Annotated in this window: 17 protein-coding genes and 3 pseudogenes; 12 read left to right on the forward strand and 8 right to left on the reverse strand. The window is 63.8% G+C overall.

The features are described 5' to 3' along the window. Window positions 1–13: 13 nt before the first annotated feature. From cueR to SOM47_RS10625, 5 genes are all read left to right on the forward strand, one after another. Window positions 14–514 (forward strand): Cu(I)-responsive transcriptional regulator, encoded by a 501-nt coding sequence (gene cueR / locus SOM47_RS10605; RefSeq protein ID WP_320505518.1) that lies wholly within the window; start codon window positions 14–16, stop codon window positions 512–514. Between the two features lie 137 nt (window positions 515–651). Beyond that, a complete protein-coding gene (locus SOM47_RS10610) occupies window positions 652–858 on the forward strand; it encodes a cation transporter (RefSeq protein ID WP_192084153.1) in 207 nt (68 codons plus the stop codon). 257 nt (window positions 859–1,115) lie between these two features. Continuing rightward, window positions 1,116–1,703: a (2Fe-2S)-binding protein gene (locus SOM47_RS10615; RefSeq protein ID WP_320505519.1), complete on the forward strand. Its 588-nt coding sequence runs from the start codon at window positions 1,116–1,118 to the stop codon at window positions 1,701–1,703. Continuing rightward, a complete protein-coding gene (locus SOM47_RS10620; protein ID WP_320505646.1) occupies window positions 1,676–2,743 on the forward strand; it encodes an FAD binding domain-containing protein in 1,068 nt (355 codons plus the stop codon). Before SOM47_RS10615 ends, SOM47_RS10620 begins: the two co-directional genes overlap by 28 nt. Further along, on the forward strand, window positions 2,740–5,049 hold the full coding sequence (locus SOM47_RS10625; RefSeq protein ID WP_320505520.1) for a xanthine dehydrogenase family protein molybdopterin-binding subunit: 2,310 nt from the start codon (window positions 2,740–2,742) through the stop codon (window positions 5,047–5,049). Before SOM47_RS10620 ends, SOM47_RS10625 begins: the two co-directional genes overlap by 4 nt. Before the next feature lie 15 nt (window positions 5,050–5,064). On the opposite strand, the gene SOM47_RS10630 is transcribed toward SOM47_RS10625, so the two are convergent. Continuing rightward, on the reverse strand, window positions 5,065–5,553 hold the full coding sequence (locus SOM47_RS10630; protein WP_320505521.1) for a hypothetical protein: 489 nt from the start codon (window positions 5,551–5,553) through the stop codon (window positions 5,065–5,067). A 148-nt stretch (window positions 5,554–5,701) separates the two neighbouring features. On the opposite strand from SOM47_RS10630, the gene SOM47_RS10635 reads away from it, so the two are divergent. After that, entirely contained in the window at window positions 5,702–7,099 is a 1,398-nt protein-coding gene (locus SOM47_RS10635; protein WP_320505522.1) for a serine hydrolase domain-containing protein, read from the forward strand. Window positions 7,100–7,582: 483 nt separating this feature from the next. On the opposite strand, the gene SOM47_RS10640 is transcribed toward SOM47_RS10635, so the two are convergent. Then, window positions 7,583–8,071 carry an isochorismatase family protein gene (locus tag SOM47_RS10640; RefSeq protein ID WP_320505523.1) on the reverse strand — a complete coding sequence of 163 codons (489 nt, stop codon included), beginning with the start codon at window positions 8,069–8,071 and terminating at the stop codon, window positions 7,583–7,585. A 10-nt stretch (window positions 8,072–8,081) separates the two neighbouring features. After that, on the reverse strand, window positions 8,082–8,951 hold the full coding sequence (locus tag SOM47_RS10645; RefSeq protein ID WP_320505524.1) for an MBL fold metallo-hydrolase: 870 nt from the start codon (window positions 8,949–8,951) through the stop codon (window positions 8,082–8,084). Between the two features lie 95 nt (window positions 8,952–9,046). On the opposite strand from SOM47_RS10645, the gene SOM47_RS10650 reads away from it, so the two are divergent. Then, window positions 9,047–10,030 (forward strand): GlxA family transcriptional regulator, encoded by a 984-nt coding sequence (locus SOM47_RS10650; protein WP_192083489.1) that lies wholly within the window; start codon window positions 9,047–9,049, stop codon window positions 10,028–10,030. Between the two features lie 605 nt (window positions 10,031–10,635). Here SOM47_RS10650 and SOM47_RS10655 read toward each other — a convergent pair. Continuing rightward, a complete protein-coding gene (locus tag SOM47_RS10655; RefSeq protein WP_042612857.1) occupies window positions 10,636–11,535 on the reverse strand; it encodes a LysR substrate-binding domain-containing protein in 900 nt (299 codons plus the stop codon). 118 nt (window positions 11,536–11,653) lie between these two features. Here SOM47_RS10655 and SOM47_RS10660 point away from each other — a divergent pair, with 118 nt between their 5' ends. Further along, window positions 11,654–12,400, forward strand: a complete 747-nt coding sequence (locus SOM47_RS10660) for an SDR family NAD(P)-dependent oxidoreductase (protein ID WP_042612946.1) — start codon at window positions 11,654–11,656, stop codon at window positions 12,398–12,400. A gap of 36 nt (window positions 12,401–12,436) precedes the next feature. Next, window positions 12,437–13,678, forward strand: a pseudogene (locus tag SOM47_RS10665) (MFS transporter); the annotation flags it as partial. Window positions 13,679–14,195: 517 nt separating this feature from the next. Here SOM47_RS10665 and SOM47_RS10670 read toward each other — a convergent pair. The 3 genes from SOM47_RS10670 to SOM47_RS10680 are packed head-to-tail and all read right to left on the reverse strand — an operon-like array spanning window position 14,196 to window position 15,731. Continuing rightward, on the reverse strand, window positions 14,196–14,315 hold the full coding sequence (locus tag SOM47_RS10670) for a hypothetical protein (protein ID WP_265182987.1): 120 nt from the start codon (window positions 14,313–14,315) through the stop codon (window positions 14,196–14,198). Window positions 14,316–14,324: 9 nt separating this feature from the next. Next, window positions 14,325–15,383 carry an ACR3 family arsenite efflux transporter gene (arsB, locus tag SOM47_RS10675; protein WP_192083491.1) on the reverse strand — a complete coding sequence of 353 codons (1,059 nt, stop codon included), beginning with the start codon at window positions 15,381–15,383 and terminating at the stop codon, window positions 14,325–14,327. Window positions 15,384–15,416: 33 nt separating this feature from the next. Then, a complete protein-coding gene (locus SOM47_RS10680) occupies window positions 15,417–15,731 on the reverse strand; it encodes an ArsR/SmtB family transcription factor (RefSeq protein WP_042612860.1) in 315 nt (104 codons plus the stop codon). A 39-nt stretch (window positions 15,732–15,770) separates the two neighbouring features. On the opposite strand from SOM47_RS10680, the gene arsH reads away from it, so the two are divergent. The 3 genes and pseudogenes from arsH to SOM47_RS10695 all read left to right on the forward strand — a co-directional run. After that, window positions 15,771–16,514: an arsenical resistance protein ArsH gene (gene arsH, locus SOM47_RS10685; RefSeq protein WP_042612947.1), complete on the forward strand. Its 744-nt coding sequence runs from the start codon at window positions 15,771–15,773 to the stop codon at window positions 16,512–16,514. Further along, on the forward strand, window positions 16,511–16,930 hold the full coding sequence (gene arsC, locus SOM47_RS10690; RefSeq protein ID WP_192083492.1) for an arsenate reductase (glutaredoxin): 420 nt from the start codon (window positions 16,511–16,513) through the stop codon (window positions 16,928–16,930). The genes arsH and arsC overlap by 4 nt, the downstream gene beginning before the upstream one ends. Before the next feature lie 144 nt (window positions 16,931–17,074). Then, a pseudogene (locus SOM47_RS10695) lies at window positions 17,075–17,570 on the forward strand (site-specific integrase); the annotation flags it as partial. Between the two features lie 1,164 nt (window positions 17,571–18,734). On the opposite strand, the pseudogene SOM47_RS10700 reads toward SOM47_RS10695, so the two are convergent. Further along, window positions 18,735–19,659 (reverse strand): annotated as a pseudogene (locus SOM47_RS10700) (IS5 family transposase). Between the last annotated feature and the right edge of the window lie 142 nt (window positions 19,660–19,801).

Here is a 19,801-nt window from a genome sequence, read left to right on the forward strand (position 1 = left end):
CAAGGAAACCAGCGTGAACATTGGACAAGCAGCGAAAACCTCCGGCGTGTCGGCCAAGATGATCCGTTACTACGAAGGCATCGGCCTGATCCCGCCCGCTGCCCGGTCGGAGGCCGGCTATCGCTGCTACACCCAGCAGGACGCCCACACCCTCCGCTTCATCCGCCGCTCGCGCGACCTTGGCTTCACGGTGGAACAGATCGCCGAGCTGCTGCTGCTGTGGCGTGACGGCGAACGTGCCAGCGCGGATGTGAAGCGGGTCGCTTTGGCGCACGTTGCCGAACTGGAAGACAGGATCAGCGGACTGCAGGCCATGGCGCGCACGCTGCGTGATCTTGCCAGCAGCTGCCACGGCAACGATCGCCCCGACTGCCCGATCATCGAAGAGCTCGCAGAGCCCGTCGGTGCCGGGAAAGACAGCGCCCCGGGAGCCTCCCCGCGCAGGACGCCGCGCTTCGGCACGGATACGCCGGCTTCGCCGCGTGCGCGCAGGAGCCTGCCGCGCAACGGTTGACCGAAGGACGTTCGGCAGCATCCGCGACGACATGAACGCACGCCAAGGACGATGCTATTTCCTCGAAGAAGCAGGTTGACCTTGCCACGTTGGCAACGCGGAAAGTAGTCGGCGTGCCAACCCACCAGGAGATGACCATGCTTCAGTTCCACATTCCCCAGATGACGTGCGGTTCCTGCGCCAAGCCGGTGAGGGCCGCCTTGCTGGGTGCCGACCCTTCGGCCGGAATCCAGATCGACATGGCAGCGCGGACGGTGAGCGTGGACACGGTGCTGGAGCCAGCCGTGTTCCTCGCCGCACTTGCCGAAGCGGGATACCCGCCCCTTTCCCGGCCTGCCGGCTGATCCTCGTCCAAGGAGACGTGCCCATGTGCACCCGACAACTGCTCACCCTCGGCGTTGCCGTCGTGTTTCCAACAGCGGCAGCCCTTTCCCCGGCCTCCGCTGCGGGAAGCAAAGGAACCGTGGCACTTCCGGGCGCTGCGGAGAAGGCAACCGCCGAGCTCGACCGGCAGGACTTCGCACGCAGCACATGCAACGTGCACCCGGAATAGACGAGCCGAGGCGCAGGGTGGTTGGCAGACGCCCTAGCCGGACCTGCCATGAGCGATTTCCCTGCATCCCGGACGGCCACGCCGCCGCCCCCCGCCACGCACGCTTCCCCCCTCTATCCGCTGCGCCTGACCATCAACGGCGAGGCGTATACGCTTGAGGTCGAATCCACGGTCAGCCTGCTGGACCTGCTGCGTGACCGCCTGCAGCTGACCGGCACCAAGAAGGGTTGTGACCACGGCCAATGCGGCGCGTGCACGGTGCTGCTCGACGGGCGCCGCATCAATAGTTGCCTGACCCTGGCGGTCATGCAGCAGGACGCTGACATCACCACCGTTGAAGGGCTGGCGGACGGCGACTCCCTGCATCCCCTGCAACAGGCCTTCATCGCCAACGATGCCCTGCAATGTGGCTACTGCACGCCCGGCCAGCTGTGTTCGGCGCAAGGTTTGATCAATGAGGGTCAAGCCTGCACCCGTGATCAGGTACGTGAACTGATGAGTGGCAACATCTGTCGCTGCGGGGCTTACCCGCAGATCACCGATGCGGTCATGACGGTTCTTGAAGAAATTCAAGGCCCGCCGGATATACCCGAGCCGTCCCCCGCGCACTGGACACCCGGCACGGTGCCCGCATGATTCCCCCCGCCTACGAACGCGCCGCGTCGCTGCAGCAGGCCTTGCAGCAGCTTGCCAGCGCCCCCGCGCGCCCCGTCCAGCCCATTGCCGGCGGCACCAACCTGCTCGACCTGATGAAGCTGCAGGTGATGCAGCCCCGCGTTTTGTTGGATGTCAACGCGCTGCCGCTGGATGCCATCACCGCCACCGAAGAGGGCGGTCTGCAGCTCGGCGCCACCGCCCGCAATGCCGATACCGCCTACCACCCGCTGGTGGAACGTGACTATCCCTTGCTTTCGGCAGCCATCCTGGCGGCAGCCTCACCACAGATCCGCAACATGGCCAGCAACGGCGGCAACTTGCTGCAGCGCACGCGCTGCACCTATTTCTACGACCGTGCGACGCCCTGCAACAAGCGCGAGCCCGGCAGCGGCTGTTCGGCCGTGGGTGGGCTGACGAAATACCACGCGATCCTCGGCGCCAGCGAACACTGCATCGCCACGCACCCTTCGGACATGTGCGTCGCGCTGGCCGCGCTGGATGCCACGGTGCACGTCGCCAGTCTGCGCGGCACCCGCGAAATCCCCTTCGGCGAGTTCCATCGCCTGCCGGGCGACCAGCCCGAACAGGACAGCACACTGGCGGCAGACGAGCTGATCACCCATCTGACGCTTCCGCCAGCCGGGCGGTTCGCTGCGCATAGTGCCTACCTGAAGATCCGCGAGCGCCTGTCCTACGCGTTCGCGCTGGTTTCGGTCGCCGCCGCGCTGGAAATCGGGCCTGACGGACGCATCGCCGATGCGCGGCTGGCGCTGGGCAGCGTGGCGCACAAGCCATGGCGCAGCCCGGACGCCGAACAACTGCTGATCGGCACGATGCCGGACGATGCAGCCTTCGTAACAGCGGCCGAACGGTTGCTGGCAGGGGCGCAGTCGCAGGGTCAGAACGCCTTCAAGATCCCGCTTGCACGCCGCGCCGTGGTGCGCGCCCTGCAGGCCGCCGCCGAGGGCACCATCGACAATAGTGGCCGACGCCGCGGCCAACCGGAGCATGCCGCATGAGCGCCTATCCCAAGCAACCGCTGGTTCCCGTTGCCGAGCCGGGAACCGGCCACGTACCGACAGGGACCGGGACGCCGCGCATCGATGGCCGGGCCAAAGTGACTGGCCAGGCGCGCTACGCGGCCGAATGGCCGGCGGAGGATCTGGTCCATGGCGTGGTGGTCAACAGCAGCATCGCAAAGGGGCGCATCCTCGGCTTTGACCTGGACGCCGCGCTGGCCGTGCCGGGCGTGTTGCAGGTGCTGACCCACCTCAATCGCCCGCACATGCGCGGTGCTGGCGTCTTCTACAAGGACATGACGGCCCCTGCGGGATCACCGTTCCGGCCGTTGTACGACGCACAGATCCGCTACAGCGGCCAGCCGGTCGCGCTGGTGCTGGCCGAGACCTTCGAGGCGGCGCGTCACGCGGCCGGGCTGGTGGGCGTGCGTTATGAGGTCGAGGCGCACGAAACCAACCTGGTCACCTCCGTCGAACGGGCGCGTGAGCCGCGCAAGATGAAGGCCGGATTCTCTGCGCCGCCGAAGGACAAAGGCGAGCCGGACCAGGCTTTCGCACAGGCCACGCACCGCATATCGGCTGATTTCTACAGCGGCGTGGAACATCACAATCCGATGGAGCTGTTCGCCAGCACGGTGATCCGCGGTGACGACGGCCACCTGACCATCCATGACAAGACCCAGGGCTCGCAGAACAGCCGCTGGTATGTCTCGCATGTGTTCGGCCTGCCCAAGCGCAAGGTCACCGTGCGCAACGCCTACGTGGGCGGCGCGTTCGGTTCCGGGCTTCGCCCGCAGTACCAGCTTCCGCTGGCGGTGATGGGCGCGCTGGCGCTGGAGCGCTCGGTGCGCGTTGTCCTCACGCGCCAGCAGATGTTCACCTTCGGCCACCGTCCAGAGACCGTGCAGCGGGTGAAGCTCGCCGCCGATGCCGATGGCACCCTGCGCTCGATCTGGCACGAGGCCGTGGCCGAGACATCGCGCATCGAGGATTACGTGGAGGTGGTGGTCAACTGGAGCGGCCAGCTGTACGCCTGCGACAACGTGCATGTGGGCTACAAACTGGTCGACCTGGACCAGTACACGCCGATCGACATGCGCGCCCCGGGCGCGGCGCATGGCATGCATGCGCTGGAAGTGGCGATGGACGAGCTGGCCAATGAAATCGGCATGGACCCGCTGGCGCTGCGGCTGAAGAACTACGCCGAAACCAATCCGGCCGATGGCAAACCGTTCTCCACCAAGGCATTGCGCGAGTGCTACCGCCGCGGTGCAGAGCGCTTCGGCTGGGCCGATCGCGCGCCATTGCCGCGCGCGCGCCGCGAAGGCCACGAATGGGTCGGTTGGGGCATGGCGACCGGCCAGTGGGACGCGATGCAGATGTTCGCGCGCGCCCATGCCGAGCTGCATGCCGATGGCCGGCTGGTGGTCAGCAGTGCGGCCACCGATATCGGCACCGGCACCTATACCGTGATGAGCATGATCGCCGCCGAGGCGCTAGGCCTTCCGCTGGAACAGGTCACCTTCCAGTTGGGTGATTCCACGCTGCCGGTGGCCCCGATCGAGGGCGGCTCATCGCATGTCAGCACGGTGGGCTCGGCGGTGGACGGGGCCTGTGCCAAGCTGCGCCGGCAGCTGCTCGCGCTTGCTGCTGGAAGGAAGAACTCGGCGTTCAGCCGTGCCGGCGTCGATGACGTGGTATTCGCCAATGGCAGCATGGCACTGCGGGCTGACCCGGGCAGCGCGGTTGCACTCACCACGCTGCTGGCCGACGCCGGCAAAGCCAGCATCGAAGCGAAGTACCTGTTGCTGCCCAATGTGTTGAAGCAGCGCCGCTATACCCGCGCCACGCACAGCGCCGTGTTCGTGGAGGTACGCGTGGACGAGGAGCTCGGTACGGTGCGGGTGATGCGCGTGGTCAGTGCGATCGCCGCGGGTCGCATCCTCAATCCCACTACCGCACGCAGCCAGATCATCGGCGGGGTGGTGTGGGGCATTGGCGCGGCGCTGCACGAGCACACCGAATCCGACCACCGGTTTGGCCGTTTCATGAACCACGATCTGGCCCAGTACCACGTCTCGGTCAATGCCGATATCCATGACGTGGACGTGCTGTTCGTGGAGGAAGACGACCGGGTGGTCAGCAGCCTCGGGGCGAAGGGGGTAGGGGAGATCGGCCTGGTGGGCGTGTCGGCGGCGATCTGCAACGCCATCCATCACGCCACGGGCAAGCGCATCCGCAGTACGCCGATCACCCCGGACAAGGTGATGGCCCAGCGCCCGTTTAAGCACGCAGAAGGGGAGTAGGGCGCCGGAAGCGCGCTACTCTTTGGCCCCCTGCGAGTAGCTCACCGTGCCATCCTTCTCGATGAAGCGGAGCTCAGGATGGCCTTGGTAGGTCGTCAGCATGGCGACCGACCCGTTCTGGTGGATGACGAACAAGGACGCACCGGCCTTTTCATTGGCCACTACCTTGAACACTTCACTGCCGTCGCCTGCACCATCCAGCGTCAGCACCGCCTCATCGCCGGTGTCGACCGTCAGGTAGCCGCCGCGCTCATTGCCGTCTGGACCATTGAGCAGGATGCCCGCCGCTGGCGCGACGCGTTCTTCGCGTTTTCCAAGGACCATGGGCCCGTTCACCGGTGCGCCTATTTCCACGCGGGCAACTCCAGAGGCGTCCCTGACGATCAGGCCACGGGCTTCCAGGATGCGGGATGGGTCATTTGCCTGGCCTGCTTCATGCAGGGCGTAAAGCGAGATCGTCGCCGCGGTCAACGAAATGGCGATGTTGAGCAGGAGTCCTTTCAAGATGTTCTCCGTGGGTGCAAAACGTTAGCGCTGAATGATCGGTGATGAGGGCTACTTCAGGCAAACCGGCCGGTTCTGCAGGTACGGGCATTGACTGCGCTTGCGTCTGGTCCAATAGTCAACCCTGCCAGGACGCAATGGAGAGCGCATGACCGTACCGACAAGCATGATCCTGTTCCAACGCATGGGTGTAGCGGCCGCGCTGCTTGTGCTGGCATCAACCGCCGTTGCCAAGCCGCCTGCCGAAACCGCGTTTGATGCCTGGCTGGTGGCGTTCAACAGCAACGACAAGGCCAGGCTGCAGGCGTTCAACGCGCACCACTTCGCCGACGCGGATCTCAACCTGGACTACCTGCTCGACAGCCGCGAAGAAACCGGCGGTCTGGACGTGGTAAAGGTTGAGCGGAACGAGCCGGGGATATTCGTGGCGATGACACGCGAGCGCAGTTTCCCGGCATACAGGCGGATCACGATCACGGCTGGAGCAGCTGGCGACACCAAACTCGCTGAGATCAAGCAGGAACCGCAGCCCCTGTCGGAGGAACAGGCGCTGAAGGCGCTGGATTCATTCGCCACGCAGCTTTCGAGGGCCGACCGTTTCTCTGGCGCGCTCGTCATCGAACGCAATGGCAAGCGGCTGTACGGCAAGGCATTCGGACTGGCAGATCGTGAAAACCACGTGCCCGTGCGCCTGGATACCCCCTTCCTGTTCGCCTCCCAAGGCAAGATGTTCACCGCGGTTGCGGTATTGCAGATGATCGAAGCCGGCACGCTGCAGTTCGACGATCCCATCGGGAAGTATCTGCCGGACTATCCGAACAAGGAGATGGCGAAGGTCACCATCCGGCAACTGCTCTCCCATCAGGGGGGCACCGGCGATATTGGCGTACTCCTGCCGGAGGAGGGCGCAAATCGCGCCTGGGCCCGCACCATCGACGATCTCATGAAGCTCAACGGTCATCGCGGCCCGTCGTTTGCGCCCGGATCAGCCTTCGATTATTCGAACTACGGCTTCCTGCTGCTCGGCGCGCTGGTGCAAGAAGTCAGCGGGCAGGGCTACTACACCTATCTGGATGAGCACATCTTCCATCCTGCCGGCATGACCGCGACGTACTATCCAGACAGGGAACACATGTCGGGAATCGCGAGCGGCTACACCGAAGCCGAGGACGGGAAGTTCGTACCCAGTGCCAGCCAGCTTCCGTGGCAAGGGTCGCCAGCCGGGGGAGGCGTTTCCACCGTGGAAGATCAGTTGCGCTTCGTCGACGCGCTCAAGGCAGGCAGCTTGATCCTATTGCCGCTGTTGCAGGAGGCGATCAAGCAGCAGACCAACTGGTATGGCTATGGCTTCATCTCGTCCGGCCCGGAAGAGTTCCCGCATTGGGGCCACGGCGGGGGCGCGGCCGGCACCAGCGCGGCGCTTTCGGTCTACCCGACCAACGACATGACGATGGTCTGCTTGAGCAACCGCGATCCGCCGATCTGCGATCGCCTGCTCATAAATCTGCATTGGCATCTGTCTCCACCAGCGCCGGCAGCGCGCTAGGTAAGCACTGTGCCCGGAACGGGACCCGGTCGCGACGATCTCCCAGCACGGGGCCCCTCCGTCATAGTGGAGTCAGAATGCGGCCTGGTGTACGTCGGCCATTGCGACGCGTCGCTCTGGGGCAACATCCGATGGCGGGACGCCGGCTTTTGTGCGTTGTATCCGGTAGCCTTATTATCGAGCTGTACAAAGAACAACGCGGTCCAAGGCGCTCATTCGAGGGCGTGTTCCAGGTCGCATCCCCGCCTGACCCAGAGTTGTACGCTGGGGCCTGCCTTTAGTCTCAAGCGGCATCGTGGCGCTAAGTTGAATGTCCCACGCACCCATCACCGGCTGGCGCTACAGTACCTCCACCACCACCTTGCCCTTGGCCCGCCCCCACATTGGCCCTGCTGGTGCTGATGGCAGCGAACGCGCCCGGATGTTTTGCCAGCTGGATCGCTATGGTCCCTGCACCACCGGAGCCGGCCTGGACAACGCGGATCAGACCACCTTGCAACGACCGGATAGTCCCGCCAGCGCGATGGCGCTGAGGGTGGCTGTCGGTGCGGCACAGCCTGCGCCCACGATGGTGACCTCCAGGCCGGCCGCCTCCGGCGACAACGCCGTGTGCGTGATGCAGTGCTGGGTCATCATGCCGACCAGTCGGATGGCGGTGACATCCTGCGCAGCCAGCGTTTCGCCCAGGCGCGTGCCAAGGAAGCTGTCGGCCTGGTGCTTCTCGATGACAGGGCAGCCCTGCAACGCCTCGGCGATGGCGGGATGCAGGTCAGCGCCGGTGGTTCCCCGCGCCATGAACGGACCCTCGCTCGGCGCGATGTGCTGGATTCCCACGACCACCTCGTCGGCCTGCCTGGCCTTTGCGATGGCCTCCAGCGACGCCGCCAGCGCCGTCTCGCTGTTCTCCAGCGTGAAGCGGCCGCCCGCGAAATAGTCATTCTGGATATCGACAACAATCAGTGCGGTTTTCATCATCACTCCTTCAGAAAGTCAGGGTTTCGCCATCTTCAGGAATCAGCACGCTGTCCTGGATTGCTTTTTCATCCACGTAGCGGCGGAGGTCAGCACGGGAGACGGTCATGTGGTTCACCGCATCCATGTGGACCGCTACGATCTTTGCCTTCGGGGCGAGCGCGTGGACACGCGAGGTGTCGTCCACGCCCATGATGATGCCGGTATCGAAACCCTTCACCCGCGCATCGCCGGTGTTGAGCACGATGACGTCCGGGGTATGGCGCTTGATCGCGTCCTGCACGTCTCCGGTCCATACGGTGTCACCGGCGAGGTAGATGGTCGGTTGGCCGGATTTCTCGAACACGAAGCCGGTGACGCTGCCAAGCAGCGTAGCCAGCGGCTCGACCTTGAACATGTCCGCCGAGCCATGCTGGGCAGCGACGCGGGTGATGCGCACTCCGCCGAACGTGGTGTGTGCGGGAAGGATGCGCACGTCAGCGAACCCCTTCGCGCGGAGCAGGGCAGCGTCTGCTTCGTGCTGTACGAACATCGGCATCTCGCGCGGGATGAGCGTTTCCGCGGCGGGATCCCAATGATCCAGATGGGTGTGGGTCAGCAGCACGGCATCCACGTCCTTCAGCACCTGGCTGACGTCGAACGGGAGCTCGACCGTCGGATTGCGCAGCTCGCTGCGATAGGTGTCCGGGAAGCCCGGATAGGCGCCTTTGGCAGCGAGCATCGGGTCCACCAGCAGCACCGTATCGCCATAGGTGATCCTGGCCGTTGCGTTGCGGATCTGCTGGATGGACGTAGTCGTGGCAGGGGTGTCTGCAGCGTCGGCAGCGGTGGCGAGGCCGAGTGCCAACAGGGCCCCCAAGGCGAGCGAGGTCGATTTCATGTGCGTGTCTCCGCGTGGATGGACGACGCCTAGATTGACGCCCGCAGCAACCTGTGAATACTGGCCTGAGAGACCAACATCGATGGATTCGGGCCATGCCCACTGACCGTTCAGCCCAGCAGGAACCAGCACCCATCCCGGTGGTCGTGGTCGCGCCGGAGGGCGTGAGTGCCTTCCATCTTTCCGTACCCCTCATGATTTTCGACATCGAAATGGACAACCGGTCGCTGTTCCAGCTCCGTATCGCCTCCGAGCGGCAGGGGGTCACGTTGTCGGGCGGGCAGGTGGCAGTGACGCCTCACGGGGGCCTTGAGCTGCTCGACCAGGCCGACGTAGTGATCATCCCCGGCTGGAACGATCTGGATGAGGCGCCCAGCGGTGCGCTGCGCGCGAAGCTGATCGCTGCGCATCGACGCGGCGCGCATGTCGTGGGTCTGTGCTACGGCGCTTATGCACTGGCTTACGCGGGTTTGCTGGACGGACGTCCGGCCGCCACGCATTGGCTGGCAGAGGGCGACTTCCACGGACGGTTCCCGACGGTCAGGCTGGACATGAACGCGCTCTACGTCGATGAAGATCGCATCGTGACGTCCGCCGGAACCGGCGCTGCATTGGATTGCTGCATGTATCTGGTCAGGAAACTCTGCGGTGCCCGCGAGGCCAACCGCATCGCGCGCATCATGGTCCTGCCGCCGCATCGCGAAGGGGGCCAGTCCCAGTACATCGACCAACCCCTGCCGGATTCACCGCAGGACGCACTGCTCAGCCGGTTGCTGGACTACATCCGCGAAGACCTGCGCCGGGATCATTCGCTGGATGAGCTTGCCGGACGGGTCGCAATGAGCCGGCGATCATTTACCCGACGCTTCCAGAAGGCCACGGGCATGACGGTGGGTGCCTGGCTGGATGCCGAGCGGCTGCGTCGCGCCAAGGACCTGCTGGAATCGACGTCACTGTCCATCGATCAGGTAGCGGAGCAATCCGGGTACCGCACGGCCGTGTCGTTCCGCCAGAGCTTCAATCGAGCCTTCCAGGTGAGCCCGCGCGAGTGGCGGCGGGCGTTCGCGCTGAATGAATGAGTGAGGGAGGGGAGGGGGCGGCTGGATGCAGATCGCCCGATCCGGAGGCGGGGAAGGCGCTGGTCAAAAAAGTCGGCGGGGATTTGAGGGGCGGGGACTATCGCCCGCTGGCTCTCTTGAGCTTGTCGCAGCGCGGAGTCAAACAGTACCTTTGCCTGCCGGATTGCTGCCGCATGTGTAGCCGACTTTTCAGCCTCCACTTCGCACAGCTTGCCAACCCGCTGCCGGGCCAGGCCGGTACACTCGGCCAAGAAATCGTAGTGGCCCACCGTGGGCAATACCTGCAGGTGCGCCTTGCCACCCGCTGCGGCAATAACCTTGCTGTTGGTCGCGGGCGAGGCCACCTCATCGGCTTCCCCCGCAATTACAGAAAGCGGTGCGCCCAACTGCGCCAGCTCACCCGGATCGAACGCCTGCACCATCGCCGGTGCGGAATGGACGCCACGGTGGTGGGGGTGTGGCGTGCGCGGATACCCGCCACACGAAGCGCGCCCGACCGGCGACGTATCGGCTCCACCCCGCAGGGCAGGGGTGGGGCTTCGAGCTTGATGGCTTCCACTAACTGCAGCCGGCGCAGACCTTCCCGGCGCACCTGCTCCGGATCCTCAGGTCTGCCGGGGGTGCTGGTTTCTCTGGCCATCGGAAGGACTCGCGGGTTCCCTCAGCATTTGTTCGGTGATCTCCAGCAGTGCGCGCAGCCGATCCATGTGGCGGAGGTCCTGGTGGTAACCAACCCAGATGTCCCTACTGGGGGGCTGCCCGAGCAGATCGATGCGACGAAGACCTTCCACGCCTTCCGCCAATGGTCTTGGCAACACTGCAACGCCGTTGCCCCGAAGGCACATCTGGGCCTGAACGCTACGGCTGGTGCTGGTCAGCGAGCGCTTGGAGTGAGGGAACCGGTCCAGTAACCAAGTGACGTCAGGGAAGTGGGCCTGGGCTGAATTCATGAGAATCAAGCGCACCGATTGCGGGTCATCGATCACCGCCTGCGCTGTTGCCGCCGATCCGTAGAGGCCGTACGGCATCGTCATCAGCCGGCGCTGGACAATGTCCGGCTCACTGAATGGCACGATGCGAAAGGCAACGTCGGCCTCGCGACGGGAGAGATCAAGAAGGCGGTAGCTCGCAATAACCTCGGGCACGACGGCAGGGTGAAGGCGCCCGAGTTCAATGAATATGGGCGCCAGGACGTACGCGGCGAACCAGTCGGCTGCGGCGATCCGCAGAATGCCTTCCAGGCGCTCATGGTTGCCGGCCAAGCGCCGCTCCATGGACAGCGCCGATTCCTCCATGGATTCAGCAAGTGCGAGCACCGCGTCTCCCGTATCGGTAAGTACAAGGCCGTCCTTCGTTCTACGAAACAGAGGCTGCTCGGCCTCGTCCTCGAGCGCCTTTATCCGACGACCCACCGTCGGATGGCTCACGCCCAGGCTGCGAGCTGCCTCGCCCAGCGATCTTCCGCGGACGACCGCAAGAAATATGCGGATATCACTCCAGTCCACGCCATGGCCACCCGTTCAAGAATGTACGCGGAATATGCAGGAACGGCAGTCCTCAAACAACCCTGTCAGGGGCAACATGCGCCCTGCATCGACGTTGCTGCCATTGGAGTTGGACGACATGAGTAAGCTGAACGGTAAAGTGGCGCTGATAACAGGCGCATCCAAAGGAATCGGCGCGGGCATAGCCCGCCGCTTGGCAGCCGAAGGCGCCAAGGTGGTTGTGAACTTTGCGACGAGCGAAAGCGAGGCGAAGGACGTGGTCGCCGGCATTGAAGGGGAGGGTGGACGCGCGATTGCGGTGCGCGCCGACGTCCGCAACAAGCCGGAAGTGGATAGGCTGATCAAGTCGACCATCGATCATTTCGGTCAGCTGGACATCGTGGTCAACAACGCTGGCATCTACCAGTTCGCGAAGATCGAGGCCACCACCGAGGCACTGTACCGCCAGCAGTTTGATTTGAACGTGCTTGGCCCGCTTCTGGTCACTGGCGCGGCCGCCCCATTCCTCGCCGAAGGCAGCAGCATCATCAATATCAGTTCCTTCGTGACGCGGATATTGCCGGCCGAGAGCTCGATCTACAGCGGTACCAAGGGAGCCATCGACGCCATCACAGGCGTGCTGTCGCGCGAGCTGGGGCCACGTGGAATCCGCGTCAACTCAGTTAACCCAGGGCTCATCGAGACAGACGGTACGCACGCCAATGGCGTGATGGGGTCTGACTTCCAGGTGTGGAACGAGCAGCAGACTCCACTCGGCCGGATTGGCCAGGTAACAGACATCGCCTCGATCGTCTTGTTTCTCGCGTCTTCTGATGCGGCCTGGGTGACCGGCGAACGCATCATTGGCGCCGGCGGCATGCGCTGACCCGAAGACCGAGCGCGACTTACCAGGACCAGCTCCATGCCCATTGATTCCAATCCGGGTGCGACCGACGCGCGCCGCTGGCCTGCCTTGGCCGTTCTCCTGACCGGCACGCTTCTGCCGCCATTGGACTTTTTCATCGTCAACGTAACATTGCCCTCGATCAGGACGGATCTGCATGCGTCAGCGGATGTGGCGCAGCTCGTGGTGTCTGTCTACGCGATGGCCTACGCCGTCATCCTAATCCTGGGCGGTCGCCTGGGTGACCTGTATGGGCGTCGGCGCGCTTTTGTTGCAGGCATGCTCGGATTCGGGCTGGCATCGACCATCTGTGGGCTCGCAGGCTCGGCCGGTATGCTGGTCCTGGGCAGGCTTCTGCAAGGCATCTCTGCAGCCGTTATGGCACCGCAGGCGCTGGCGTCCATCCATGCGATGTTTCCGGCAAGCGAGAAGAGCCGTGCGCTCAGTCTGTACGGGGCAACATTCGGGCTGGCCGCTGTCGGCGGCCAGCTTCTTGGAGGTGTGCTGGTCTCGGCAGATCTTTGGGGCATGGGGTGGCGCAGCGTCTTCCTCATCAACGTTCCCGTCATTGTTCTTGCCGTGCCTGCCGCATTGACGTTGGTGCGCGAAACCAAGCAAGAACATGCAGGGGGAATGGACTTCGCAGGGGCTTTGTTGCTGGCACTTGGCGTTCTCGCGGTCGTGGTGCCCCTCATTGAAGGACGCGAGCATGGCTGGCCCTGGTGGAGCCTGGGATTGCTGGGGCTGAGTCCACCACTCTTCGTCATCTTCTGGCGCTACGAAAAGCGTCGGGAACGCTCGGGCGGTACGCCCCTGGTGCCTCCTTCGGTCTTGTCGCCAGCCAATGGGCTGTATCTCGGCCTGGCGGCGGCGGTCCTTTTCTACGCCTTGGCGGCGTTCTTCCTGACCTTCGCGGTATATCAGCAAGCGGGTCTACACCGCGATGCCCTGGCTGCGGGGCTCGCGATCCTGCCGGTCGGGATGGGACAGCTGCTGGGGCCACCGTTGGGCCTGCGGCTCTCGCGATGGCTGGGATCGAGCGCGGCTGCATTCGGTATGGGGCTGGAGGTGACGGGCCTGATATTGACAGCTGGCGCTGCCGCGATCGGCAAGCCGTCCCTTGTTCCTCTGCCCCTGGTGCTTATCGGTGTAGGCCAGGGAATTGCCGTACCCGCGTTGGTGCGGCTGAACATCGATCTGGTGGAGCCCCGCTGGGCGGGCCTGGCGGCCGGCATGGTCAGCGCGGCAATGCAGCTTGGTGCCGCACTGTCAGTCGCTTTGGTCGGCGGGGCCTTCTTCTCACTGGCGCCCGATGGAGCAGCTGCCGATCTCGTGGAATCGGGCTTTGCGGTCGCGTGCCTCCTGATCAGCATCGCTATGACGGCGGCTGCAGTTCTCAGCAGGAGGCTGGCTGGCAGCAAGCTGGATCGGAAGAACGTCGAGGCCAGGAAGCCTGGGCGTGCAGCATGCGCACGCGCTCGAAGTTCGCATCGTTGACCGTATACGGCGCATGCGGGGCGGACGCGGTGCCTGGGAAGCTAGGTATGAGAGTGCACAGAAGCGACTGCGATGCCGGATTTTCCCTTAGGCGCTACGCGGCTTTAATAGAGTTGTGATGATTGGCACGCTCATCGTGACCGTGGCTACCCACGACCTTGCCAAGGGCGTGTTGACAGGCGTGATCCACCGCCGTTGATGAGCGATGCGGGCACCGAGAGGTGCCCGCACCCTTTCCGGCAGTCATCGAACTGCCATATGGCAAAGCAATATTCCGACCTTACTGCCTCGCCACCTTGGATACCTCGGCCAGAATCTGCGCGCCTGAGGTGCCGCTGCCGATGATCGCCACGCGCGTTCCAGCGAAGGGTTCGGAATGGCGGTAGTGGGCCGAGTGCACTCAGGCGACTCAGCGGCTCCGTGCATCGGCAGGAAAGTAGCGTTTGCCCAGCCGCAGGGCGACGTGGACCAGCAGAATCAGCACGGGCACTTCCACCAGCGGGCCGATCACTGCCGCGAAGGCTACCGGGGAAGCCAGCCCGAACGCCGCGATCGCCACGGCGATGGCCAGTTCGAAGTTGTTGCCTGCTGCGGTGAACGCGATCGCGGTGGTGCGGGGGTAGTCCTTGGCGATCAGCTTGCCCATGAAGAAACTGATCACGAACTGGATGATGAAGTACAACGTCAGTGGGATCGCGATGCGTACCGCGTCCATCGGAATCCGCAGCACGTCGCCGCCTTTCAGGCCGAACATCGCCACGATGGTAAACAGCAGTGCGGCGAGGGTGATCGGACTGATTGCAGGTAGAAATTTTTCTTCATACCAGCGCACACCCTTACGCGCCTTCAGCCACCGACTGGTGAGGAAGCCCGCCAGGAACGGGATGCCAAGATAGATCAGAACAGCTTCGGCGATGGTCCAGAAACTGACATCGATCACGCTGCCCTGCAGACCAAACACCGGCGGCAGCCAGGAAAGGAAGAACCAAGCGTAGACGCTGAACAGCGCGATCTGGAAGATGGAGTTGAATGCCACCAGGCCGGCGACGTACTGGCCGTCACCGCGGGCGAGCTGATTCCAGACCAGCACCATGGCGATGCAGCGTGCCAGGCCAATCAGGATCAGGCCTGTCATGTACTCAGGATAGTCGCGCAGGAACAGCACCGCCAGGCCGAACATCAGGAACGGGCCGACGATCCAGTTCTGCAGCAGCGAGAGCATCAGCACGCGCTTGTCGGCGAAGACCGTGGCCAGTTCCTCGTACTTCACCTTGGCCAGCGGCGGGTACATCATCAGGATCAAACCGATCGCGATCGGGATGTTGGTTGATCCAATCGACAGGCTGTTGAGCGCGCTGGGCAGGCCCTCGAACAATGCGCCCAGCCCGACGCCGAGCGCCATGGCGGCGAAGATCCACAGCGTGAGATACCGGTCCAGGAAGGACAGGCGGGAGGTGTCAGCGGTCATGGCTATTCCGGGAAATGGTGATAGATCGGTTGGTCAACAGCCTGCAGGGCGCTCACAAGCCTGTTCGTCGGCACAGCAGTTCTCGGTGAGGTAAGCCACCAGGCCGTTCATGGCCTGGAACTCGGCCCGGTAGCAGATGGTCCGGCCACGTTGCTCGGCGCTGATCAGGCCCGCTGCAAGCAGCTCCTTCAGGTGGAAGGAGAGGGTGGCCCCAGGCAAGGCGAGCGCCTGGGCAATGTCGCCGGCCAGCTTGCCGCCGCTGCCGGCCTGCACCAGCAGGCGGAAGATGGACAGGCGGGTGGCGTGGCCCAGGGCAGCGAGGGCCCGGGTTGCGTGGTTATGTTCCATGATTCTAGAATATTGGAAACGATACCGCAGGACAACCTCGTGAAGCAGATCCCCAATGTGGTCCCTGGTGCCTTGGATGTTCCTTCGGCCGCCAAGCTCAATGACCCTGGTTGGCAACCGCCACATCGCCCGCGCATCCTGATCCTGTACGGCTCGCTGCGGCCTCAGTCGTTCAGCCGCAAGCTGGCGCTTGAGGCGCAGCGGCTGCTGGAACAGCTCGGGGCGGAAACCTGCCTGTACGACCCGCATGAGCTGCCGATGCTGGACTCGGTGCCGGCGACCCACCCCAAGGTGCAGGAGCTGCGCCAGGCCTCACTGTGGTCGGAAGGGCATGTCTGGGTGAGTCCGGAGCGGCATGGCACGCTTACAGCGGTGTTCAAGAACCAGATCGACTGGCTGCCGCTGGAAGAGGGCAGCGTGCGCCCGACGCAGGGTCGCACGCTGGCCGTGATGCAGGTCTGCGGCGGCTCGCAGTCGTTCAACGTGGTCAACGCGCTGCGCGTGCTCGGCCGGTGGATGCGGATGGTGACGATCCCCAACCAGTCGTCGGTCGCCAAAGCCTGGCAGGAGTTCGATGACCACGGTCGGATGAAGCCTTCTGCCTATTACGATCGCGTCGTGGACGTGATGGAGGAACTGGTCAAGTTCACCCTGTTGGTGCGCGGGCGCAGCGACTACCTGGTGGACCGTTACAGCGAGCGCAAGGGGGCAGTTGAAGCAGCGGCGCTGACGGCCGCTGCAGGCGTGGTCGAGACCATTTTGAACGAAGAGGAAAGTGCGTGAACGCTGTCATCTATCACAACCCCAAGTGCGGCACCTCGCGCAATACGCTGGCCCTGATTCGCTTCGCCGGGCTCGAACCGGAAGTGATTGACTACTTGACCCACCCGCCGAGCCGTGCGCGCTTGGTCGAACTCATCACGGCCGCGGGGTTGAGCGTGCGCGATGCCATCCGGCAGAAGGGTACGCCGTATGACGAGCTGGCACTGGGAGATGCGGCATTGAGCGATGACGCGCTGCTTGATGCGATGCTGGCGCATCCGATACTCATCAATCGTCCCTTTGTGGAGACCCCGATGGGCGTGCGCCTGTGCAGGCCGTCCGAAGTGGTGCTGGATATTCTGCCGCCGCTGCCCGGGCCATTCCAGAAGGAAGACGGTGAGGTGGTGACTGGTCACAAGGGAAATCCGACGCGATGACGCCGAGATTCCTGGCTGTGATGGCGTCGGCGCAATGCTCAGGCTCGCGGGGCAGCCACGAGCAGTGCGACGTACTGCGCCGTAACATAATATACATTATGCGAAATGATGTATTGCTCGTAGGGCACCGTTGCTGGACCCTGACTGGTCCTTAATCAGGCTTCGGTTGCCGCTGGGCTTAAGGCCAAGCTCGGCCCGTGGACATTGGCCACCGTGCGCCATCGCGTTGCCGTGCTCTCCACCGCGCACCGACTGAAGCAAGTGGCCAAACCCTGCGAGCAGCCGGCGATCCGTACCGTGCTCAGCCGCGCGGCGCGGGCGTCGGTCAAACGCGGCGAGCGCCCGCGGAAGAAGACCGCGATCACCCTCCCCGAGCTGGAAGCCCTGCTGGCCACCTGCGACGACAGTTTGGAAGGGATTCGTGACCGGGCCCTGCTCCGCTTCGGGTTTGCCAGTGGCGGGCGCCGGCGTAGCGAGATCGGTGCGGCTGATCTACGCGACCTGCGCCGGCCTGGCGAGGCGGGCTACATATATCGGCTCGAGCACAGCAAGACCCAGCATGCCGGCGTTACCGCCACCTCGACGCCTGACAAGCTGGTGCTGGACCGGGCCGCTCTCGCCCTGCAGGATTGGCGAAGTTCATCGTCGCGCTGGCGGCATCCGCGTGGTGAACAAGGTCAGCTACCGCGCCAACGCCTCCTGCAGGCCTCACGACCGGCGAGCTTGCGCGCATCTGCACGACGGACACCCCGTAGATCCCAGGCGAAGCACAGTGCCGTCAGTGGCATGCTAGTCAGCAGGTAAACTCCGACTACTAAGTCCTCCGGCACGGACATTTCCGTGAGGGCCTGCGTAAACGGTTTCGCGTAGAGAAGTGAAAGCGCCGTTATTGCCAAGAGCCAGAAGTGGAAAAACAGGTAGCGTGTCGTCCGGCGCGTCCAACGGGCCGGACTGTCAATTGACTCTGTTGAAATACGTAGTGCCGCGACTCGCAGTCGCGTGAAGTTCCCCAGCATTCCGCACAGGATCATGTTCCCGGCGTAAGCGGCGTAAATATAATCCATACTCATTCGTATAACTCCAGCGTCGTATCGTCCACCGGCCCGCTGCCCGTTGCAGACTCATGCGCCAGCTGTTCGGCGTCGGCAGGCGCCCCATGGAACAGGGCAAGCAACACCAGCCCGCGTAACGCCAAGCTGATTTCTGCGTCTTCGACCACCCCATCACCCACGACCGATAACGCCGCATTTCCATGTGACGTTTGATCCCTGGCGCAGCTTCACGTGGAACGCGCGCATCCCCTCGGCGGAGACTGAACGGGGAGGGCTTGTTTCTCAAGGAACCTTCTATTCAGCTTTTTCGGTCGAAACCTGAACTTAATAGGAGGACTGACCATTTGCGCGCTCGGCATTTGATCCGCCGACACCTTCCCACAACCGATAACGAACACAAATCACAGCAGGCTTAACCGCCCCGCCCCGCCCCGCCCCGCCCCGCCCCGCCCCAGGCCTTAAAGGCGAATTAAGGTGATCGACAGGCCGCCGCCTGTAGGCATCGTTTCGATCGTCCGCTGCTGGCGGACTCCAGGGGCATCAGTAGGCATGGTCGCGGAGCGTCGCGGCAGACCCTGCTTAGCACCGCGGCCGGCGGAGTCTCGGGCCCGCTACGGCTCGAACTAGGGATGGTCTTAGCAGATCGTCCACAGCGCTGAATTTGTAAGCCAAGCGTGTCCGCGCCTTGCCTGAGCGGAATATTCTGGTGAAAACGGCGTTTCGAAGGCGCCGTTGGATACATCCAGGCGGATTTATCCCTGGGTCGGCGCGAGCTGCCGGCGCGTCATCCACAAATTGGACACGGTAGCGGACCTTGGTGTAACCAGACTGGCGCTTGATGACCCGGAATGGGTGCTCCACCTTCGCACGCATGCTGGCTTTGCAACTCTCCCAGCGCTCGTGCTGCCGACGGTCGCGCGCGTTCTTGATCGCTTTCACTTTTCCTCGCTTCCTGGCGATGAAGAAGGCGGCCTTGGAGTCCTCAAGTTCCGGCCGTGAATCTGCTCCGGTATAGCCGCTGTCGCCCAGCACGCAGTCCTCCTTGCCGTGCAGAAGCTCGTGCGTGACTGTGACGTCGCCTACATTGGCAGCGGTGCACGTCACATGGTGCACGAGGCCGGAAAACTCATCCACGCCGATGTGCGCTTTCATGCCGAAGTACCACTGATTGCCCTTCCTGGTCTGGTGCATCTCCGGATCACGCGCCTTGTCGGCATTCTTGGTCGAGCTGGGCGCGTGAATGATCGTGGCATCCACGATCGTGCCCGCACGCAGGCTCAGGCCCTGATGCTGCAGATGTGTATTGACCGCCTCCAGCATCTTGGCGCCCAGCGCATGGGTCTCCAGCAACCGACGGAAGTTGAGGATCGTGGTCTCGTCAGGAATGCGCTCCAAGCTGTTGATGCCGGCGAATCGACGCATCACCGCTGTGTCATACAGCGCTTCTTCCATCGACGGGTCGCTCAGCGCATACCACTGCTGCAGGAAGTGGATATGCAGCATGGTGGCCAGCGGATACGGCTGACGGCCGCGGCGCCCTGCAATCGGGTAGTGCGGCTCGATCAGTGCCAGCAGTCGCTTCCAGGGAACCACCTGATCCATCTCGTTGAGGAACAGCTCGCGGCGCGTCTTCTTGCGCTGGCCCAAGCCTTCGGCATCACCGAATGTCAGCTGCATGGAGGGTCCTTCAACGTGATCTGATGGACCTCAAGCTTGCCGGCCAGCGGCCCGCACTACCATCGGATTTCGCGCAGGTTTGTTCAGACCATCCCTAGAGGATGGAGCCCCTGTTCTTGGGGCTCCAACGTGTGCGAACTCG

This window comes from Stenotrophomonas sp. CFBP8980 (assembly GCF_034046095.1).
GTDB lineage: Bacteria > Pseudomonadota > Gammaproteobacteria > Xanthomonadales > Xanthomonadaceae > Stenotrophomonas > Stenotrophomonas lacuserhaii.

Bases quoted from the DNA above. Each gene is read 5' to 3' on its own strand.
- SOM47_RS10625 (WP_320505520.1), top strand. From the start codon at position 2,740: ATGAGCGCCTATCCCAAGCAACCGCTGGTTCCCGTTGCCGAGCCGGGA.
- SOM47_RS10650 (WP_192083489.1), top strand. From the start codon at position 9,047: ATGCCCACTGACCGTTCAGCCCAGCAGGAACCAGCACCCATCCCGGTG.
- SOM47_RS10610 (WP_192084153.1), top strand. From the start codon at position 652: ATGCTTCAGTTCCACATTCCCCAGATGACGTGCGGTTCCTGCGCCAAG.
- SOM47_RS10640 (WP_320505523.1), bottom strand. From the start codon at position 8,071: ATGAAAACCGCACTGATTGTTGTCGATATCCAGAATGACTATTTCGCG.
- SOM47_RS10680 (WP_042612860.1), bottom strand. From the start codon at position 15,731: ATGGAACATAACCACGCAACCCGGGCCCTCGCTGCCCTGGGCCACGCC.
- SOM47_RS10645 (WP_320505524.1), bottom strand. From the start codon at position 8,951: ATGAAATCGACCTCGCTCGCCTTGGGGGCCCTGTTGGCACTCGGCCTC.
- SOM47_RS10635 (WP_320505522.1), top strand. From the start codon at position 5,702: ATGACCGTACCGACAAGCATGATCCTGTTCCAACGCATGGGTGTAGCG.
- SOM47_RS10660 (WP_042612946.1), top strand. From the start codon at position 11,654: ATGAGTAAGCTGAACGGTAAAGTGGCGCTGATAACAGGCGCATCCAAA.
- SOM47_RS10615 (WP_320505519.1), top strand. From the start codon at position 1,116: ATGAGCGATTTCCCTGCATCCCGGACGGCCACGCCGCCGCCCCCCGCC.
- arsB (WP_192083491.1), bottom strand. From the start codon at position 15,383: ATGACCGCTGACACCTCCCGCCTGTCCTTCCTGGACCGGTATCTCACG.